The sequence below is a fragment of the Nocardioides pollutisoli genome, from assembly GCF_040045055.1.
Lineage (GTDB): Bacteria > Actinomycetota > Actinomycetes > Propionibacteriales > Nocardioidaceae > Nocardioides > Nocardioides tweenelious.
Genome location: NZ_JBDZDU010000001.1, coordinates 2,376,280 through 2,392,348, shown reverse-complemented (window position 1 = coordinate 2,392,348; position 16,069 = coordinate 2,376,280). Strand labels below are relative to the sequence as shown.

Annotated in this window: 13 protein-coding genes; 5 read left to right on the top strand and 8 right to left on the bottom strand. The window is 70.7% G+C overall.

Features of this window, described 5'->3' with window-relative positions:
* Window positions 1-148 precede the first annotated feature (148 nt).
* From ABLE68_RS11635 to ABLE68_RS11620, 4 genes are all read left to right on the top strand, one after another.
* Window positions 149-922 carry an ABC transporter ATP-binding protein gene (locus ABLE68_RS11635; RefSeq protein WP_348871489.1) on the top strand — a complete coding sequence of 258 codons (774 nt, stop codon included), beginning with the start codon at window positions 149-151 and terminating at the stop codon, window positions 920-922.
* Between the two features lie 9 nt (window positions 923-931).
* Window positions 932-3,472: an ABC transporter permease gene (locus tag ABLE68_RS11630; RefSeq protein ID WP_348871488.1), complete on the top strand. Its 2,541-nt coding sequence runs from the start codon at window positions 932-934 to the stop codon at window positions 3,470-3,472.
* 40 nt (window positions 3,473-3,512) lie between these two features.
* Complete coding sequence (locus ABLE68_RS11625) at window positions 3,513-4,127, top strand: alpha-ketoglutarate-dependent dioxygenase AlkB (RefSeq protein ID WP_348871486.1); 615 nt, start codon at window positions 3,513-3,515, stop codon at window positions 4,125-4,127.
* 183 nt (window positions 4,128-4,310) lie between these two features.
* Window positions 4,311-5,171: an aldo/keto reductase gene (locus tag ABLE68_RS11620; protein ID WP_348871485.1), complete on the top strand. Its 861-nt coding sequence runs from the start codon at window positions 4,311-4,313 to the stop codon at window positions 5,169-5,171.
* 45 nt (window positions 5,172-5,216) lie between these two features.
* On the opposite strand, the gene ABLE68_RS11615 is transcribed toward ABLE68_RS11620, so the two are convergent.
* Together ABLE68_RS11615 and ABLE68_RS11610 are read right to left on the bottom strand one after the other, a co-directional pair.
* Complete coding sequence (locus ABLE68_RS11615; RefSeq protein WP_348871484.1) at window positions 5,217-5,777, bottom strand: LemA family protein; 561 nt, start codon at window positions 5,775-5,777, stop codon at window positions 5,217-5,219.
* A gap of 40 nt (window positions 5,778-5,817) precedes the next feature.
* Window positions 5,818-7,563 (bottom strand): DUF2207 domain-containing protein, encoded by a 1,746-nt coding sequence (locus ABLE68_RS11610; RefSeq protein WP_348871483.1) that lies wholly within the window; start codon window positions 7,561-7,563, stop codon window positions 5,818-5,820.
* An 86-nt stretch (window positions 7,564-7,649) separates the two neighbouring features.
* Between ABLE68_RS11610 and ABLE68_RS11605 the strand changes: the two genes are divergently transcribed.
* Complete coding sequence (locus ABLE68_RS11605; RefSeq protein ID WP_348871482.1) at window positions 7,650-8,969, top strand: MFS transporter; 1,320 nt, start codon at window positions 7,650-7,652, stop codon at window positions 8,967-8,969.
* Here the strand turns inward: ABLE68_RS11605 and ABLE68_RS11600 are convergent.
* Genes ABLE68_RS11600 through ABLE68_RS11575 form a run of 6 tightly spaced genes read right to left on the bottom strand, consistent with a single transcriptional unit; the run spans window position 8,956 to window position 16,067 of the window.
* Entirely contained in the window at window positions 8,956-9,645 is a 690-nt protein-coding gene (locus ABLE68_RS11600) for an SRPBCC family protein (RefSeq protein ID WP_348871481.1), read from the bottom strand. The two genes, ABLE68_RS11605 and ABLE68_RS11600, sit on opposite strands and share 14 nt — an antisense overlap.
* Window positions 9,645-10,496 carry an FAD binding domain-containing protein gene (locus ABLE68_RS11595; protein WP_348871480.1) on the bottom strand — a complete coding sequence of 284 codons (852 nt, stop codon included), beginning with the start codon at window positions 10,494-10,496 and terminating at the stop codon, window positions 9,645-9,647. The genes ABLE68_RS11600 and ABLE68_RS11595 overlap by 1 nt, the downstream gene beginning before the upstream one ends.
* Window positions 10,493-12,967, bottom strand: coding sequence for a xanthine dehydrogenase family protein molybdopterin-binding subunit (locus tag ABLE68_RS11590; RefSeq protein ID WP_348871479.1), 2,475 nt, complete (start codon window positions 12,965-12,967; stop codon window positions 10,493-10,495). The genes ABLE68_RS11595 and ABLE68_RS11590 overlap by 4 nt, the downstream gene beginning before the upstream one ends.
* Window positions 12,964-13,434 carry a (2Fe-2S)-binding protein gene (locus tag ABLE68_RS11585; RefSeq protein WP_348871478.1) on the bottom strand — a complete coding sequence of 157 codons (471 nt, stop codon included), beginning with the start codon at window positions 13,432-13,434 and terminating at the stop codon, window positions 12,964-12,966. The genes ABLE68_RS11590 and ABLE68_RS11585 overlap by 4 nt, the downstream gene beginning before the upstream one ends.
* Window positions 13,435-13,462: 28 nt before the next feature.
* Window positions 13,463-14,800, bottom strand: a complete 1,338-nt coding sequence (locus ABLE68_RS11580; protein WP_348871477.1) for an FAD/NAD(P)-binding protein — start codon at window positions 14,798-14,800, stop codon at window positions 13,463-13,465.
* Between the two features lie 31 nt (window positions 14,801-14,831).
* On the bottom strand, window positions 14,832-16,067 hold the full coding sequence (locus ABLE68_RS11575) for a transcriptional regulator (protein ID WP_348871476.1): 1,236 nt from the start codon (window positions 16,065-16,067) through the stop codon (window positions 14,832-14,834).
* Window positions 16,068-16,069 lie beyond the last annotated feature (2 nt).

Below are 16,069 nucleotides of genomic sequence, written 5' to 3'. Positions count from 1 at the left end.
AAATCGACCGAAGCGTTGACGTCCTGAGGAAATCGGTTGCCGCGCCGTGTATTTCAGACTCAGCCCGTCGAAATCGTACGGCGCACGTCGGGGTGCCTCAGGGGTGTTCCCGATGGCGGCTGTCGGCACAGTCCGGCAGGCTGCTGCCATGACCGTCTCGCCGTCCCCCGCCGCTCCCGCCGCGCGCGCCATCGACCTGCGCAAGACCTACGGCGCCGGCGACTCCGCCGTGCACGCCCTGGCCGGGGTGACGCTCGACCTCGAGGCGGGCCAGTTCACCGCGATCATGGGCCCGTCCGGCTCGGGCAAGTCCACGCTGATGCACTGCATGGCCGCGCTCGACACCCCGTCGGCCGGCGCGGTCGAGGTCGGCGGGACCGACCTGAGCCGGCTCAAGGACAAGGAGCTGACCGCGCTGCGGCGAGAGCGGATCGGGTTCGTGTTCCAGGCCTTCAACCTGATCCCGACGCTCACCGCCGCGGAGAACATCTCGTTGCCGCTGGACCTGGCCGGCCGCAAGGCCGACCAGGAGTGGCTCGACACCGTGATCGAGGCGGTGGGGCTGCGCGACCGCCTCGGCCACCGTCCGACCGAGCTCTCGGGAGGACAGCAGCAGCGCGTGGCGTGCGCCCGCGCGCTGGCGAGCAAGCCCTCGATCGTCTTCGCCGACGAGCCCACCGGCAACCTCGACAGCACGTCGGGGGCCGAGGTCCTGTCGTTCCTGCGGCGCAGCGTCGACGACTTCGGCCAGACGGTCGTGATGGTGACCCACGACGCGGTCGCGGCGTCCTACTGCGACCGCGTCGTCTTCCTCGCCGACGGGCTGGTGGTCGACGAGATCCGCGAGCCCCAGCGCGACCAGATCCTCGAGCACATGACCCGCCTGCAGGACCTGGCCGCTGCTCGCCGTACCCAGGCCTAGGGGGACGGCGTGTTCAAGCTGACCCTGCGCAACCTGTTCGCCCGCAAGGTGCGACTGGTGATGAGCGGCCTGGCGATCGTGCTGGGCGTGGCGTTCCTGTCCGGCGTCCTCGTCTTCAGCAACGGCCTGTCGTCCACCTTCGACAGCATCATCTACAGCTCCACTCCGGACGGCGTCGTGCGCGCGGAGCAGTCGGCGTCGTTCGACTCCGCCCCGACGCAGACCGACCAGACCATCTCGCCCGAGGTGGTCGACCAGCTCGCCGCGCTGCCCGAGGTGGCGCGCGCCGACGGCGACGTGCAGGGCGTGGGCATGAGCCTGCTCGCCTCCGACGGCACGCTCGTGGGCGGCACGGGCGCACCGACCCTCGCGTTCAACCACAACGGTGGCCCGAACATGGCGGGCGAGTCGCCGATGGACCTGACCAGCGGTCGGTGGCCGACGGCACCGGACGAGATCGTCCTCGACGACGACGCCGCGGACAACGGCGACTACCAGCTGGGCGACGAGGTCAAGCTGCTCGCACCGTTCGGCAAGCCCGACCGCACGGCCACCCTGGTCGGGACCGCCGAGTTCAACGGCGGTGGTACGGCCGGGGCGACGCTGCTCGTCTTCAGCACCGAAGGCGCCCAGGACCTCTTCCTGGACGGCGCCGACGCCTACAACCAGGTCTCCCTCACCGCTGCCGACGGCGTCTCCCAGAAGCAGCTGGCCGCGGCGGCCGCGACGGTCGCGCCCGACGGCTTCGAGGCCGTGACCGGTGACCAGGTCGCCGAGGAGTCGCAGGACGCCGTCGGCCAGTTCCTCGACGTGATCTCCACGTTCCTACTGGTGTTCGCGATCATCGCGGTGATCGTGGGCGGCTTCATCATCGTCAACACCTTCACGATCCTGGTCGCCCAGCGCAGCCGCGAGCTCGCGCTGCTGCGCGCCCTCGGGGCGTCGCGCCGGCAGGTCACGCAGTCCGTGCTGCTCGAGGCGGTCGTCATGTCGACGGTCGCGGCGACGGTCGGGATCGGCCTGGGGTGGTTGCTCGCGCGCGCCCTCGCCGCGCTGTTCCGGGCCGTCGGGCTCGACATCTCCAGCGACGCCCTGACGCTCGACGTCTCGTCGGTGGTCATCAGCTACGCCGTCGGCGTCGGCGTGACCCTGGTCGCCGCCTTCCTGCCCGCCCGGCGGGCCGGGAAGGTCGCTCCGGTCGCGGCGATGCGCGCGGACTCGGCACCCGTGGGCGACTCGCTGCGCCGTCGCACGATCATCGGCGGCGTGATCATGGCCGTCGGCGTCGTGTTCGCGGTCGTCGGCGTCCTGGGCGGCCCGGGTCCCGACTCGGTCTGGATCGGCATCGCGGCCGGGATCTGGATCCTCACCGCGGCCGCGATCAGCTCGGTGATCGGGCGACCCGTGCTGGTCGTCTGCCGGGGCCTGTTCAGCAGGCTCTTCGGCACGACCGGGCGCCTCGCCGGCGAGAACGCGTTGCGCGACCCACGCCGTACGGGCGCGACGGCGTCAGCACTGATGATCGGCCTCGCCCTGGTCTCCTGCATCGGCGTGCTCGCCGCGTCGCTCAACGCGTCGGTCGACGACGTCGTCGACGAGCAGTTCACGTCGGACTTCCTGGTGCAGAGCAGCAACTTCCTGCCGTTCACCACCGCGGTCGGTGACGACCTGGCGAAGGTCGACGGCGTCGCCACCGTGAGTCGCCAGCAGTACACCGGCGCGCAGGTGGACGGATCGACGGTCCTGGTGACCGGCAACGACGACGCCTTCAACGACATCTACGACCTCGACGTCGTCGACGGCCACCAGGCCCTGCAGGGCAACGAGGCACTGGTGAGCACGGGCTTCGCCGACGACCACGACCTGAAGGTCGGGTCCCCCCTCGAGCTGACGTTCCTCGCCGGGAAGGCCCTCGACCTGAAGGTCGCCGGGATCGTCGACGGCAGCCAGACCACCGGCACCGTCAGCGTCCCGCTCGACCTGCTCGCCGACGCGGGCGTGCCGCGCCAGGACACCAGCCTCAGCATCATGCTCGACCCGGGCGCCGACGCGGCGGCGGTCGGCAAGGCGCTCGACGAGTCGGTGAAGTCGACGCCGATCGTCGCGGTCTACGACAAGCAGGAGTTCGCCGAGTCGATCCGCGACCAGGTCAACCAGCTGCTCTACATGATCTACGGCCTGCTGGCGCTGGCGATCGTGATCGCGGTCATCGGCATCGTCAACACGCTCGGCCTCTCCGTCATCGAGCGCACCCGCGAGATCGGGCTGCTCCGCGCGATCGGCATGAGCCGGTCCCGCCTGCGGCGGATGATCACGCTGGAGTCGGTCGCGATCGCCGTCCTCGGTGCCGTCCTCGGCATGGCGCTCGGCCTCGTGATCGGCGTACTGCTGCGGCAGTCGCTCAAGGGCAACCTCACCAGCCTCGGGCTGCCCCTCGGCCAGCTGCTGGTGTTCCTCGTGATCGCCGTCGTGGTCGGCGTGCTCGCCGCGATCCTCCCGGCGGTCCGGGCGTCGCGGCTCAACGTGCTGGACGCGATCGCCTCGGAATAGGTCTCGAACATCTGTTCGAACTCGGCGTAGGATGCGCGTCATGGACATCCAGGGCTCGCTCTTCGAGGCACCACCGGTCGGCACCCCGACATTCGACGGCGTCGAGCGACGGGTGCTGACCCGCGGGGCCTGGGTCGACGTGGTGACCGGCTGGCTCCCCGAGGCGGACGACGTCTTCGCCACGATGCTGCGCGACGTGCCGTGGCGGGCCGAGCGGCGCCAGATGTACGACCGCGAGGTCGACGTACCCCGGCTGCTGCACACGTACGGCGTCGGCGAGCCGCTCCCCCACCCGGGTCTGGCCCGGGCCCGCGGTGCGCTGTCGGCGCACTACCGGCCCGAGCTCGGAGAGCCGTTCGTGACGGCCGGCTGCTGCTACTACCGCGACGGCCGCGACAGCGTCGCGTGGCACGGCGACACCATCGGGCGCGGCAGGACCCAGGACACGATGGTCGCGATCGTCTCGCTCGGCGACCCGCGCCGGCTGGCGCTGCGACCGCGGATCGGCGGTGCCTCGATCTCGGTCGAGATGGGCCACGGCGACCTGGTCGTGATGGGTGGCTCCTGCCAGCGCACCTGGGAGCACGCCGTGCCGAAGGTCGCCCACGCCGGGCCGCGGATCTCGGTGCAGTTCCGCCCGCTCAACGTGTTCTGAGCTGCCGTGGCCCGAGCTCGCGAGGGCCACGATCCAGCAGCCAGGTCGAGTAGCCGCGCGACCGAGGAACGAGGTCGCGACCGGCGTATCGAGACCCACCAGGGGTCTCGATACGCTCGCTGGCGCTCGCTGCTCGACCAACGACGAAGGAATGCCTCGCCGCCAAGCCCGGTTGGGCCAGGCATGACCGACAACATCGCAGTCCGCTCCGGAACCTTCCAGATCGGCGGCGACCTCCCGGTCGTGCGCCTCGGCTACGGCACCATGCAGCTGCCCGGCGAGGGCGTGTGGGGGCCGGCCAAGGACCACGACACCGCGATGGCCGTGCTGAGGCGCTCCGTCGAGCTCGGGATCACCTTCTTCGACACCGCGGACTCCTACGGCCCCGAGACGGCCGAGCAGCTGCTGAAGGACGCCCTGCACCCGTACGCCGACGACGTCGTGATCGCGACCAAGTCCGGCCTCACCCGGCAGGGACCCGGTGTCTGGACGCAGCTCGGCTTCCCGCCGTACCTCCGCCAGCAGGCCGAGCTCAGCCTGCGCCGGCTCGGGGTCGACACGATCGACCTCTACCAGCTGCACCGCATCGACGAGAACTACCCGCTGGAGGACCAGGTGGGTGAGTTCAAGAAGCTGCAGGACGAGGGCAAGGTGCGCCACATCGGACTGTCCGAGGTGAGCGTCGACCAGATCAAGGCCGCTCGCGAGATCGCCGAGATCACCACCGTGCAGAACCTCTACAACCTCGGCAACCGCAGCTCCGAGGACGTCCTCGACTACTGCGAGGCGGAGGGCATCGGCTTCATCCCGTGGTTCCCGCTCGCGACCGGCGAGCTCTCCAAGGAGGACGGCCCGCTCGCCGAGGCCGCCAAGCACCACGACGCGACCCCGTCGCAGCTCGCGCTCGCCTGGCTGCTGCGTCGCTCGCCGGTGATGCTGCCGATCCCCGGCACGTCGAGCGTCGACCACCTTGAGTCCAACACCGCCGCGGCCGGCATCGAGCTGACCGACGAGGAGTTCGAGGCGCTCAGCGCACTCGTCTGACCGCCGAGTCGGCGCAGTGTCAGCCTGACACTGCGCCGACTCGACTCAGAACTGGACGGTCGGGGCGACGTCCTGGCCGTCGGGGGCCTCGTAGAAGTCGCGCTTGTGCACGTTGGCGATGCCCGTGAGGAACATCCACGGGATCGTCTGCGTGAGCTTGTTGAGCGTGGCGACGGCGTCGTTGTAGTACTGCCGGGCGAAGGAGATCTGGTTCTCCGTCTCGGCCAGCTGCGACTGCAGCTCGAGGAAGTTCTGGTTGGCCTTGAGGTCGGGGTAGGCCTCGGCCACGGCGTTGACCTTGACCAGGGCCTGGCTGAGCTCGGCGTCGGCCGCGGCCTTGGCCGGGACGTCGTCGCCCTTGGCGGCAGCGCTCACCGCGGCGCGGGCCTTGGTGACCTCCTCGAAGACGCCCTTCTCGTGAGCGGCGTACCCCTTCACGGTCTCGACCAGGTTGGGGATCAGGTCGGCGCGCCGGGTCAGCTGCACGTCGATGCCGCCGAGTGCCTCCTGGGCGCCGATGTCGGTGGTGCGCAGCTTGTTGAAGCCGACGATGACGAAGCCCACCAGGGCGACGAGCACCACGATGACGATGATGGCGATGATCATGTGAGTTCCTCAGTTCATAGGTGCAGGAAAGGTACAGCGGTCACCAGGAGCCCACTCCGCCACCGCCACCACCGCCGCCACCCGAGAAGCCGCCCCCACCGCCGCCACCGGACGACGACTTCTGGGTGGCCTCGTAGGAGGAGACGGCCGAGCTGACGGTCGAGTGGAAGTCGTCGACCATCGAGCTGATGGCCGTGCCGGCGTAGGCGCCTCCGTAGTAGCCACCGAGGTACGACGGGACGGGCGGCTCGGACGCCGTCTCGAGGCGGTACTTCTCGGCCCACTCGTCGGCGCAGCCGAACGCGACAGCCCACGGGATGTAGGCGGTGTAGAGCTCCTTGCGGCCGGAGAAGTCGAAACGCTCCTCGGCCGACGACGTCGACAGGATCCGCTTGAAGCCTCCGGCCTTCGACCAGAGGTCACGTCCGGCCTTGGTGCGCTTGGTCCCGGCTCCACGGGCCGCGAGCGAGCCACCGGCGATCGCGAAGGCGCCGGGGATGAGACCGATGGCCGACATGTTGAGGGGGTTGAGGAACGAGAAGGCGAGGACCGCGATGAAGCAGCCGATGATCACGAGGCTGCCGAGGCCTCCGAGGCCACTGGAGGTCATCAGACCCTCGCTCGAGGCCCACGACGTGGTGCTCGACTCGAAGCTGTCGATCTCGGACTTCAGCCGCTTCCCGGCCTCGACGTCCTTGGGTGAGGCCGTGAACGACGTGCCGGGTCCGCCGAGCAGGTGGGCGACGCCGGACGTGACCGGGTCCAGCCCGGCCCAGCCTGCCGCGCCGTTCTTGTCGGTGATCGTCCAGGTCTTGTCCTGGTTGGCGAGGTCGATGGCACCGTGCTCGGCGGCGTACATCAGCGTGGCGACGTACTGCTCGTCATCGACCTTCTCGTTGACGATGTAGGCCGCCTGTGCGGGTCCGACGCCCTCGGGCGGGGTGTACATGAGCGGGAACTGCGGGGCCCGCTCCCAGGTGCGGCGGGCCAGCACGTAGCCGAGCACCGCGGCGCCGAGGCTGAGCAGCAGGACGAGCGCGAGCAGGAACACGTTGGTGCCGAAGACCGGGTCCCACTTCGCGGTCCACGGGAGCTCGTCGCCGGGCGGCGGGGTCGGCATGTCGAGGCCGGCCTTGACGGTCACCGGCGTGTGGGGCGCCAGCGGGCCGGTCTGCACCTGCAGAGTCTTGGTGCCCTCGCCCGTAGCGGTGCAGCCGCTGGCCGCTCCGGCGCCCTGGGCGCACTGGACGTCCTGGGCCTCGACGGGGAGGTTGACGACGACGTTCGCCTTCGCGATCTCCGGGCCGTCGGGCACCAGGTTCCAGTAGAACTGGGTCTCGTGCCCGTTGGTGCCGGGCTCCAGGATGCCGTCGATCTCGTAGTGGATGTTGTAGGTGTGCACGCCGGGCGTCAGGGTGCGGTCGGGGTCCCCGACCTTCGCGACGAGGTAGCGGCCGGAGTCCTCGTGCGAGAGGGCGACCGGCACCTCCTGGCCGTCCATCGTGACCGTGACGTCGTGCGGGTTGCGTCGCGCGTGCGAGGCCGACGGGTCGCTGCGGTCCCAGAACCGGAAGATGCCGTGCTTCCCGCTGACGACGAAGTCGATCTTGAGGACCTCGTCGACGCTGAGATCGCCGTTGTCGTCGACGTCCATGACCGCCTTGTACGACGAGATCGTGAAGTCGGAGTCCGTGGTGCTGCCGGAGGTGTCCGACACCAGACCCGGCGCCAGCAGGAGCAGGATCACCACGATCAGGCTCACCACGGTCACGACCAGACGCTTCATGCTCCGGAGCCTAGGGCTCCGCGGGCCGGGCGAAGTGCCGAATAAGGATTCGCCCACTGTCGGTGGCCGTTGAGACACTCACGGCGATGTCGAACACCACCAGTCCCCTCACGCTCCGCTCCTTCTGGCACGACCTGCCCCGCGAGGGCAAGCTGCTGCTCTCGGTGGTGGTCTTCGAGTTCATCGGCACTGGCCTGGTCCTGCCGTTCAACATCGTCTACCTCCACGAGGTGCGCGGGTTCGCGCTCAGCGACGCCGGCCTGCTGCTCGCACTGCCGCCGCTGGTCGGCTTCCTCGTGGTCGGCCCCGGAGGCACCGCGATCGACCGGTGGGGAGCCCGGCGGATCCTGGTCGGCGCGCTGGTCCTCCAGGTCATCGGCAACGTGATCCTGGCCTTCGCCTCCACACCGGCGGCCGCTGCGGTGGCCCTCCTGCTCAGCGGCGTCGCGTTCGGGGTCTCGTGGCCGGGGTTCCAGGCGTTCATCGCGGCGGTGATCCCCTCCGAGCTGCGCCAGCGCTACTTCGGCGTCAACTTCACCCTGCTCAACCTCGGCATCGGCATCGGCGGCCTCGTCGCCGGCGTGATCGTCCGCGTCGACCACGTCGCGACCTTCCAGCTCATCTACCTCGGCGACGCCGTCAGCTACCTCCCCGCGCTCTTCCTGATGCTCGTCCCGCTCCGTCACGTCGCCGGACGCGTCGAGCACCACGCCGAGGCCGCCGCCAAGGTCGGCTACCTCGACGTCGTACGCCGGCCGGCGGTCGCCTCGATGCTGGCGCTGAGCTTCGTGTCGTCGTACGTCGGCTACTCCCAGCTCAACGCGGGCATGCCGGCGTACGCCCGCTCGGTCGGCGAGATCTCGACGCAGGGTCTCGGGTTCGCGTTCGCCGCCAACACGTTGGTGATCGTGCTGCTCCAGCTGGTGGTGCTGCAGCGCATCGAGGGGCGTCGTCGGACCCGGATCATCGCCGTGATGGGGGGCGTGTGGGCCGTGTCGTGGCTGCTGCTCGGCGCCAGCGGGCTGGTGTCCGGCACCTGGGGCGCGACGATGCTGGTCGCCGCGTGCGCCTCGGTCTTCGCGTTCGGCGAGACCCTGCTCCAGCCGACGATCCCGGCGCTGGTCAACGACCTGGCGCCCGACCACCTGCGCGGTCGCTACAACGCGGCGAGCTCCGCGGCCTTCCAGCTGGCGCAGATCATCGCGCCGCCGATCGCGGGCTTCCTGATCGGCCACCACCTCGACAGCGTCTACATCGGCACCCTGGTCGCGGGCTGCCTCCTGCTCGCCGTGCTCGCCGTCGCGCGGCTCGAGCCGCAGCTGCCGGCCGGCGTCAACGGGGTGCACGAGCCGGAGCTCGTGGCCGACCCCGACGCCGTACCCCTCCCGACGCCTAAGACCGACTGACCCACCAGATGACCAGCGCGACCACGGCGACGACGCCGGCCACCGGCTTCCAGTAGGTCTTCGCCAGCACCGGCAGCACCGCCGAGCCCAGGTTGAGCGCGTCGTCCTGCGCCGGGGCTGCCGGGGCGGCCGGGGCTGCCGGGGGGTCCGCACGCACCTGACGTACGGGTTCCGATTTCGGCTCAGGGACGACATCTACGTCAGGTACGACGGCCTCCTCCGGCGCAGCCGGACCCGAGAGCCGCTGCTCGAGGCAGGCGACGAACTGGCCGAGCAGCTTGTCGGAGACGTCCTGCATCACGCCGCGGCCGAACTGGGCCGGCTTGCCGGTGATCGCCAGGTCAGTGATCACCTCGACGTCGGTCGCGCCGCCGTCGGCAGACGTCATCGTCAGCGTGACCTTGGCGCCGGCGGTGCCGTTGCCGCGCTTGTCCTTGCCCTTCGCGTCGACGACGAAGCGGTGCGCCGCCTCGTCCTTCTCCACGAAGGTCCCGGAGCCGTTGTAGACCAGCGCGATCGGACCGAGCTTGACCTTCACCGACCCCGCGAAGGTGTCGCCCTCGGCCGAGGTGACCGTGGCGCCCGGGAAGCACTCCGCGACGGAGGCGATGTCCTGGAAGTGCGCCCAGGTCTCGTCGACCGAGGTCGGGACGGTGAAGCGGTGGGTGAGGTCCATCAGCCAGCCGCCGCGAGCACCGCTCGCCGGGTGAGCACCGTCGCGAGGTGCCGCCGGTAGTCGGCGTCACCGTTGAGGTCCGACGGCGGGTTGGTGCCGTCGGCGGCGTGCGCCGCAGCAGCGCGTACGGCGTCGTCCGTGGCCGGCTGCCCCACGAGCGCGTCCTCGACGGCCCGCGCCCGTAGGGGCGTGTTGCCCATGTTGGTCAGCCCGATCCGCGCCTCGGCGATGGTGCCGCCCTCGACCCGCACGGTCGCCGCGACCGCGACGATCGGCCACTGGTGGGCGACTCGCACGAACTTCTCGTACGTCGAACCCCAGCCGGTCCGCTTCGGGATCCGGACCTCGGTGAGGATCTCGTCCTCGCCGATCGCGGTCTCGAAGAGGTCGACGAAGAAGTCGTCGGCCGCGACGGTCCGCGAGCCACCGGGTCCCTGGATCACGAACTCCGCGCCGAGCGCCAGCGCGGGCGCCCCGAGATCGCCCGCGGGGTCGGCGTGCGCGAGCGCGCCGCCGAAGGTGCCGCGGTGCCGCACCTGGGCGTCGGCCAGGTGCTCCACGGCCTTGGAGATGAGCGACGCGTGCTCGGCGACGAGTGCGTCGGAGCCGACCACGACGTGCGGTGTCATCGCGCCGATCACGATCGCGTCACCGTCGTCACGGACGCCCCGCAGCGACTCGATCTTGCCGAGGTCGATGATCCACTCCGGCGCGTTGAGCCGCATCCGGAGCACCGGCAGCAGGCTCTGCCCGCCGGCGATGATCTTGGCCTCGTCGCCGTACTGCGCCAGCGCTGCCAGCGCCTCCTCGACCGAGGTCGGCGCCACGTAGTCGAACGCTGCGGGAATCATGCGCCCGCTCCTTCCGTGGAGGACTGACCGGGTTCGGACTCGTCGAAGTGCGGCATCGCCGCGCCCTCGGTCGCGCCTCCGGACCCGGGACCGTTGATCGCCTTCCACACCCGCTCGGGCGTGCACGGCATCTGGATGTCGTCGACCCCGAGGTGGCGTACGGCGTCGACGACCGCGTTGACCACGGCCGGCGTCGAGGCGATCGTCCCGGCCTCGCCGACGCCCTTGGTGCCGAGCGTGTTGGTCAGCGACGGGGTCGTGGTGTGCTCGACGTCGAAGCTGATCGTGTCGGCCGCGGTCGGCAGCAGGTAGTCGACGAACGACCCGGACACGAGCGTCCCGGCGTCGTCGTACACCGCCTCCTCCCACAGCGCCTGCGCGATCCCCTGCACCAGGCCGCCGTGCACCTGACCGGAGACGATGAGCGGGTTGACGATGTTGCCGATGTCGTCGACGCAGACGTACTTGCGCATCTTCACCGCGCCCGTCTCGGTGTCCACCTCCATCGCGCAGAGGTGGGTGCCGTGCGGGTAGTTGAAGTTGACCGGGTCGTACGTCGCCTCCGCGTCGATGCTCGGCTCCGCCCCGTCCGGCAGGTTGTGCGCGGCGAAGACGGCCGTCGAGATCTCGCCGATCGCCATCCCCTGGTCGGTGCCGCGGACCGAGAAGCGGCCGGCCGAGAACTCGATGTCGTCGACCGAGGCCTCGAGCAGGTGCGCCGCGATCGGCTTGGCCTTCTCGATCACCTTGTCGGCCGCCTTGACCAGGGCCTCGCCACCGACGACGAGCGAGCGCGATCCGTAGGTGTCCAGGCCCTTGTGGGAGATCGCGGTGTCGCCGTGCAGGACCTCGACGTCCTCGAAGGCCACGCCCAACCGGTCGGCGACGATCTGGCTGAAGGCCGTCTCGTGACCCTGGCCGTGCGCCGAGGCACCGGTGACCACCTCGACCTTGCCGGTCGCGAGCATCCGCACGCTGGCGTGCTCCCAGCCACCGGCGCCGTAGTCGAGCTGGCCGAGCACCCGGCTCGGGGCCAGGCCGCACATCTCGGTGAACGTCGAGATGCCGATGCCGAGCTGGACCGGGTCACCCGCGTCGCGGCGCTGCTTCTGCTCGGCCCGGAGCTCGTCGTAGCCGAACATCTCCTTGGCCTTCGCGGTCGCGGCCTCGTAGTTGCCGGAGTCGTACTCGAGGCCGGCCACCGTGGTGAACGGGAACTCCTCGTGCTTGATCCAGTTCTTCTCGCGGATCTCCAGAGGGTCGACGCCGACCTCGGCGGCGAGCTCCGACATGAGCCGCTCGATGGCGTACGTCGCCTCCGGGCGGCCGGCGCCACGGTAGGCGTCGGTCCAGGCCTTGTTGGTCAGCACCGTCTGGACGGCGAAGTGGTAGGCCGGGAACTTGTAGATGGCGTTGAACATGAAGGCGCCCAGCACCGGGACGCCGCCGCCGACGATGGCGACGTACGCACCGAGGTCGGCGAGCAGCTCGACCTTGAGACCGGTGACGGTGCCGTCCTTCTCGGCCGCGAGCGTGAGCTTCTGCCACTGGTCGCGGCCGTGGTGGGCGCTCATGAGCGACTCGGAGCGGGTCTCGGTGTACTTCACCGGCTTGCCGAGGCGGCGCCCGACGGCCCAGGCGATCCACTCCTCGGGCGTGACCTGGAGCTTGCCGCCGAAACCGCCGCCCACATCGGGCGCGATCACGCGGATCTTCGACTCGGGCACTCCAGTCGTGGCGGCCAGCGCGAACCGCACGATGTGCGGGATCTGGGTGGCCGACCACATCGTCAGCTGCTCGCCGGTCGGGTCGACGACCACCGACCGTGGCTCCATGAACGCCGGGATCAGGCGCTGCTGGCGGTACTCGCGCTCGATCACGATGCCGTCGGTGCGGGCCTTCGCGATCGCGTCCTCGACGTTGCCGCCGGTGCCGGCCTCGCCGGAGTCGAAGACCCACAGCGCCGACTTGTTGGTGCCGAGGTCGGGGTGGGCGAGCACCTCGTCGGCGGCCGACTTCTTGAGGTCGAGGGCGGCCGGCAGCTCGTCGTACTCGACGTCGACCAGCTCGGCCGCGTCGCGCGCCTCGGCCGCCGTACGGGCGATGACCACGGCGACGATCTCGCCGGCGAAGGCGACCCGGTCGGCCGGCATCGGCGAGTGGCCGGGCGTGACCTGGTCGGGAGTGATCGGCCACGCGTTGATGCAGGCACCGAGCTCCTCACCGAAGTCGGCGCCGGTCAGCACGTCGACGACGTTGGTCGAGGCCTTGGCTGCGCTCACGTCGATGCTGGCGATCTTCGCGTGGGCGAAGGGGCTGCGAACCATCGCGAGGTGGAGCATCCCGGGCAGCGTGATGTTGTCGGTCCAGCGGGTGCGACCGGTGATCAGCCGCTGGTCCTCCTTGCGGCGCCGGTCGCGGCCGATCTCCATCTCGACGGCGTCGGACGGGCGTTCCTGGGTGGCGGTCATGCGTGCATCTCCTGACCGGAAGCGTGCTGCACTGCCTTGACGATGTTGTGGTAGCCCGTGCAGCGACAGAGGTTGCCCTCGAGCCCGAGGCGGATCTCCTCCTCGGAGGGCTTCGGGTTGTTGTTCAGCAGGTCGACGCTCTGCATGATCATCCCCGGCGTGCAGAAGCCGCACTGGAGTCCGTGGCATTCGCGGAAGGACTTCTGCACGGGGTGCAGCTCGCCGTTCTGCGCGAGTCCCTCGATCGTCGTGACCTCCGCGCCATCGGCCTGGACGGCCAGGACGTTGCAGGACTTCACGCTGGTTCCGTTGAGGTGGACCGTGCAGGCGCCGCAGTTGCTGGTGTCGCAACCGATGACGGTGCCGGTCTTGCCGAGCTTCTCGCGCAGGTACTGCACCAGGAGGAGTCGTGGTTCGACGTCGTCGCTGACGCTCGCGCCGTCGACGGTCAGTGTGATCCGGGTCATGCAGCGCACGCTAGGTGCGCGGGGTTGGTCAGCGGTTGGTCGCGTGCTCGCGAGCGAGTACGACGCGGGCGACCTCGGCCGCCTGGGTGCGGATCTCCGGGATCGCGGTCGACTCCCAGAGCGTGCCCTTGCGGGGCGGACCGACGGCGTACAGGCCGTCCACGACCAGGCCGTCGGCTCCGACGACCTCGCCGGCGAGGGTCGAGTCGATGCCGAGCCGCAGCGGGTCGGGGGCGACCAGGCCGCGGGCCTGCAGCGCCTGCAGGAGCGGGTCGTCGCTGCGACTGACGTCGGTGAGCGGGCCGGTGCAGTTGACGACCGCGTCGGCAGCCTGGACGTCCACGCCGCTGACACCGCCGTCGGTCACGGTGAGTCGCCCGTCGAGACGGTAGCCCTCGATCCGGTCCGCGACCTCGGGCGCCATCCGGTGCCGGCGGATCTCCCAGTCGCGTGCGTGCACGGCGAGGAAGCGCTGCCGCTCCTCGACGCTCAGCCGCAGCCAGATCGACTGGGTCTGGGGCCGCAGGCCGTCGACCACGTTGCGCCAGTCGACGTCGTGGACCCGCGCGGCCGCGACCTGGCCCCGGACGAAGGCCGCGATGCCGTCGGCGGTCAGCGGCCCCTCGGGCACGTCGCTGATCCAGGCCGTCGACTGCTGCTCGATGTGTGCAGCGGGGAGCAGGCCGTGCCGGCTCACCATTGTCACGCTGCGCCACGGCTCGTCCTCGAGCAGGGTGATGACGGTGTCGATGGCGGTCAGGCCGGTCCCGACGACGACCACGGCCGCGTCGCCGGGCAGGGCGCGGATGGCGGCGAGGTCCCACGGGTTGTCGATGAGACCCGACAGCCCGCTCAGCTCGGTGAGCGCCTGCGGACGCTGGTTGCCGTAGGCGAGCACCACCTGGGCCGCGGTCGTGACGCGGTCCCGGGTGTGCAGCTCGAAGCCGCCCTCGATCGGGACGACGTCGTCGACGCGGCCGGCACAGATGGTCAGCCGGTGGTCGGCCGCGGCGGCGAGGGTGTCCTGGAGGTAGGCGGAGTACTCCATCCGCGGGAGGAACCCCAGCGGGTCGGGGTCACGCCCGGCCCGGACGGCCCAGTCGAGCAGGTCGGACGGTATGTCGGCGTACGCGCTCATGTGGCGCGCCCGGACGTTGAGGAGGTGCCGCGGGTCGGACGTGCCGTAGGCGATGCCGCGGCCCAGGACGCCGCTCGCCTCGTGCACCGTCACGGAGAGGTCGGAGTCGGCCGAGCTGGCCAGCAGCTGGAGCGCGGTCAGGACCCCACTGGCGCCGCCACCGATGATGGCGACGTGTCGGGGGTCGACGACCGTGGGCTCGAGCTCGGGTTCCGCGATGACGACCATGTCCTAAGTCTAGAGAACAACTCCAGTTAGGTCACCGTCGGGCCGCGGCGAGCCGCCCCTTGAGGAGAGGTACGGCGGGGTGCGGGCTGCCGGCGAGCCGGGCCAGGCAGGCCTCGACCACCTCGGTGTCGTACGGCGCCAGCTCGCCGTAGCGCACCACCGCATCGGGCTGCGGGTCGGCCAGCAGGGCTTCGCGGACGGCGACGGCGACGTACTCCGCGAGCTCGGTCAGCGCCGGTGAGTTGGTGCCGGGCAGCAGGTCGCCGCCGTAGGCGTCGACGGCCGCGGCGACCCGGCCGCTGCGGAGCAGGCCGAGGACCAGGTCGACGTCGGTGGAGACCGGCATCATCAGCCGGTAGGGGCGCGAGGCGAGCTGGCCGCCGAGGGCGGAGCGCAGGTGGGAGACCTCGGCCTTCAGCGTGGACAGGGTGACCGCCTGGTCGCCGTAGACCAGCGCGTGGAGGTGCTCGAGCGACAGGCCCTCGGGGTGCATGGCGAGCAGGGCGAGCACCTCGGTCTGGCGCCGGTTGAGCAGCAGCCGCTGGCCGTCGAGCCAGGTCTCGGCGGTGCCGAGCAGGGTCATCACCAGGCCGGGGTCGAACGGGTCGTCGGTGCCCGCTCCGACGGCGTGCTGCGCCGAGAGCGGCATCGCCGCCTCGATCAGGCGGGCCATCACGCGCGCGGTCGCGAGGCCGATCGGATGGGTGCGGTCCCAGGTCGTCGAGAGATCGATGACGCCGAGCTGCGTGCCGGTCACCGGGTCGTGCACCGGCGCCGCCCAGCAGACCCAGTTGTGCACGATCGACGCGTAGTGCTCGGCGCTGAAGACCATCGCCGGGCTGTCCAGGCGGTTGGCCAGGTCGAGCGCGTTGGTGCCGACGCTCTGGTCGTCCCAGCGGCCGCCGACCACGAAGTTGACGGTCTCGGCCTTGCGGCGCATCACGCGTCCGCCGTACGTCCACAGGATCCGGGTCTCGGGGTCGGTGACCGCGACGACCAGGTCACCGTCCTCGGCGGTACGCCGCAGCTCCGCCTCCACCCGCTCGACGGCGGTCTGCAGCGGCGAGTCGCGCCAGTAGGCCGCCGTCTCGGACTCGTCGTCGACGGGCGCGGCGCGGACGTCGGGCGAGATCGCGGCCTCGGACCGGGTCCAGCTGGTCAGGATCTCCGGGCGGACCAGGTCGGCCGCGTCGTCGCCGTGCTCGACGAAGGACGTCCAGGCGCGGACGGCGTCCACACGACGGGTCTGGAGCTCGCTGCGCGGCATGC

What these genes read in the sequence shown, in the direction of transcription:
- ABLE68_RS11635 (WP_348871489.1), top strand. Translation starts at nt 149, where the DNA reads ATGACCGTCTCGCCGTCCCCCGCCGCTCCCGCCGCGCGCGCCATCGAC.
- ABLE68_RS11625 (WP_348871486.1), top strand. Translation starts at nt 3,513, where the DNA reads ATGGACATCCAGGGCTCGCTCTTCGAGGCACCACCGGTCGGCACCCCG.
- ABLE68_RS11620 (WP_348871485.1), top strand. Translation starts at nt 4,311, where the DNA reads ATGACCGACAACATCGCAGTCCGCTCCGGAACCTTCCAGATCGGCGGC.
- ABLE68_RS11615 (WP_348871484.1), bottom strand. Translation starts at nt 5,777, where the DNA reads ATGATCATCGCCATCATCGTCATCGTGGTGCTCGTCGCCCTGGTGGGC.
- ABLE68_RS11610 (WP_348871483.1), bottom strand. Translation starts at nt 7,563, where the DNA reads ATGAAGCGTCTGGTCGTGACCGTGGTGAGCCTGATCGTGGTGATCCTG.
- ABLE68_RS11605 (WP_348871482.1), top strand. Translation starts at nt 7,650, where the DNA reads ATGTCGAACACCACCAGTCCCCTCACGCTCCGCTCCTTCTGGCACGAC.
- ABLE68_RS11600 (WP_348871481.1), bottom strand. Translation starts at nt 9,645, where the DNA reads ATGGACCTCACCCACCGCTTCACCGTCCCGACCTCGGTCGACGAGACC.
- ABLE68_RS11595 (WP_348871480.1), bottom strand. Translation starts at nt 10,496, where the DNA reads ATGATTCCCGCAGCGTTCGACTACGTGGCGCCGACCTCGGTCGAGGAG.
- ABLE68_RS11590 (WP_348871479.1), bottom strand. Translation starts at nt 12,967, where the DNA reads ATGACCGCCACCCAGGAACGCCCGTCCGACGCCGTCGAGATGGAGATC.
- ABLE68_RS11585 (WP_348871478.1), bottom strand. Translation starts at nt 13,434, where the DNA reads ATGACCCGGATCACACTGACCGTCGACGGCGCGAGCGTCAGCGACGAC.
- ABLE68_RS11580 (WP_348871477.1), bottom strand. Translation starts at nt 14,800, where the DNA reads ATGGTCGTCATCGCGGAACCCGAGCTCGAGCCCACGGTCGTCGACCCC.
- ABLE68_RS11575 (WP_348871476.1), bottom strand. Translation starts at nt 16,067, where the DNA reads ATGCCGCGCAGCGAGCTCCAGACCCGTCGTGTGGACGCCGTCCGCGCC.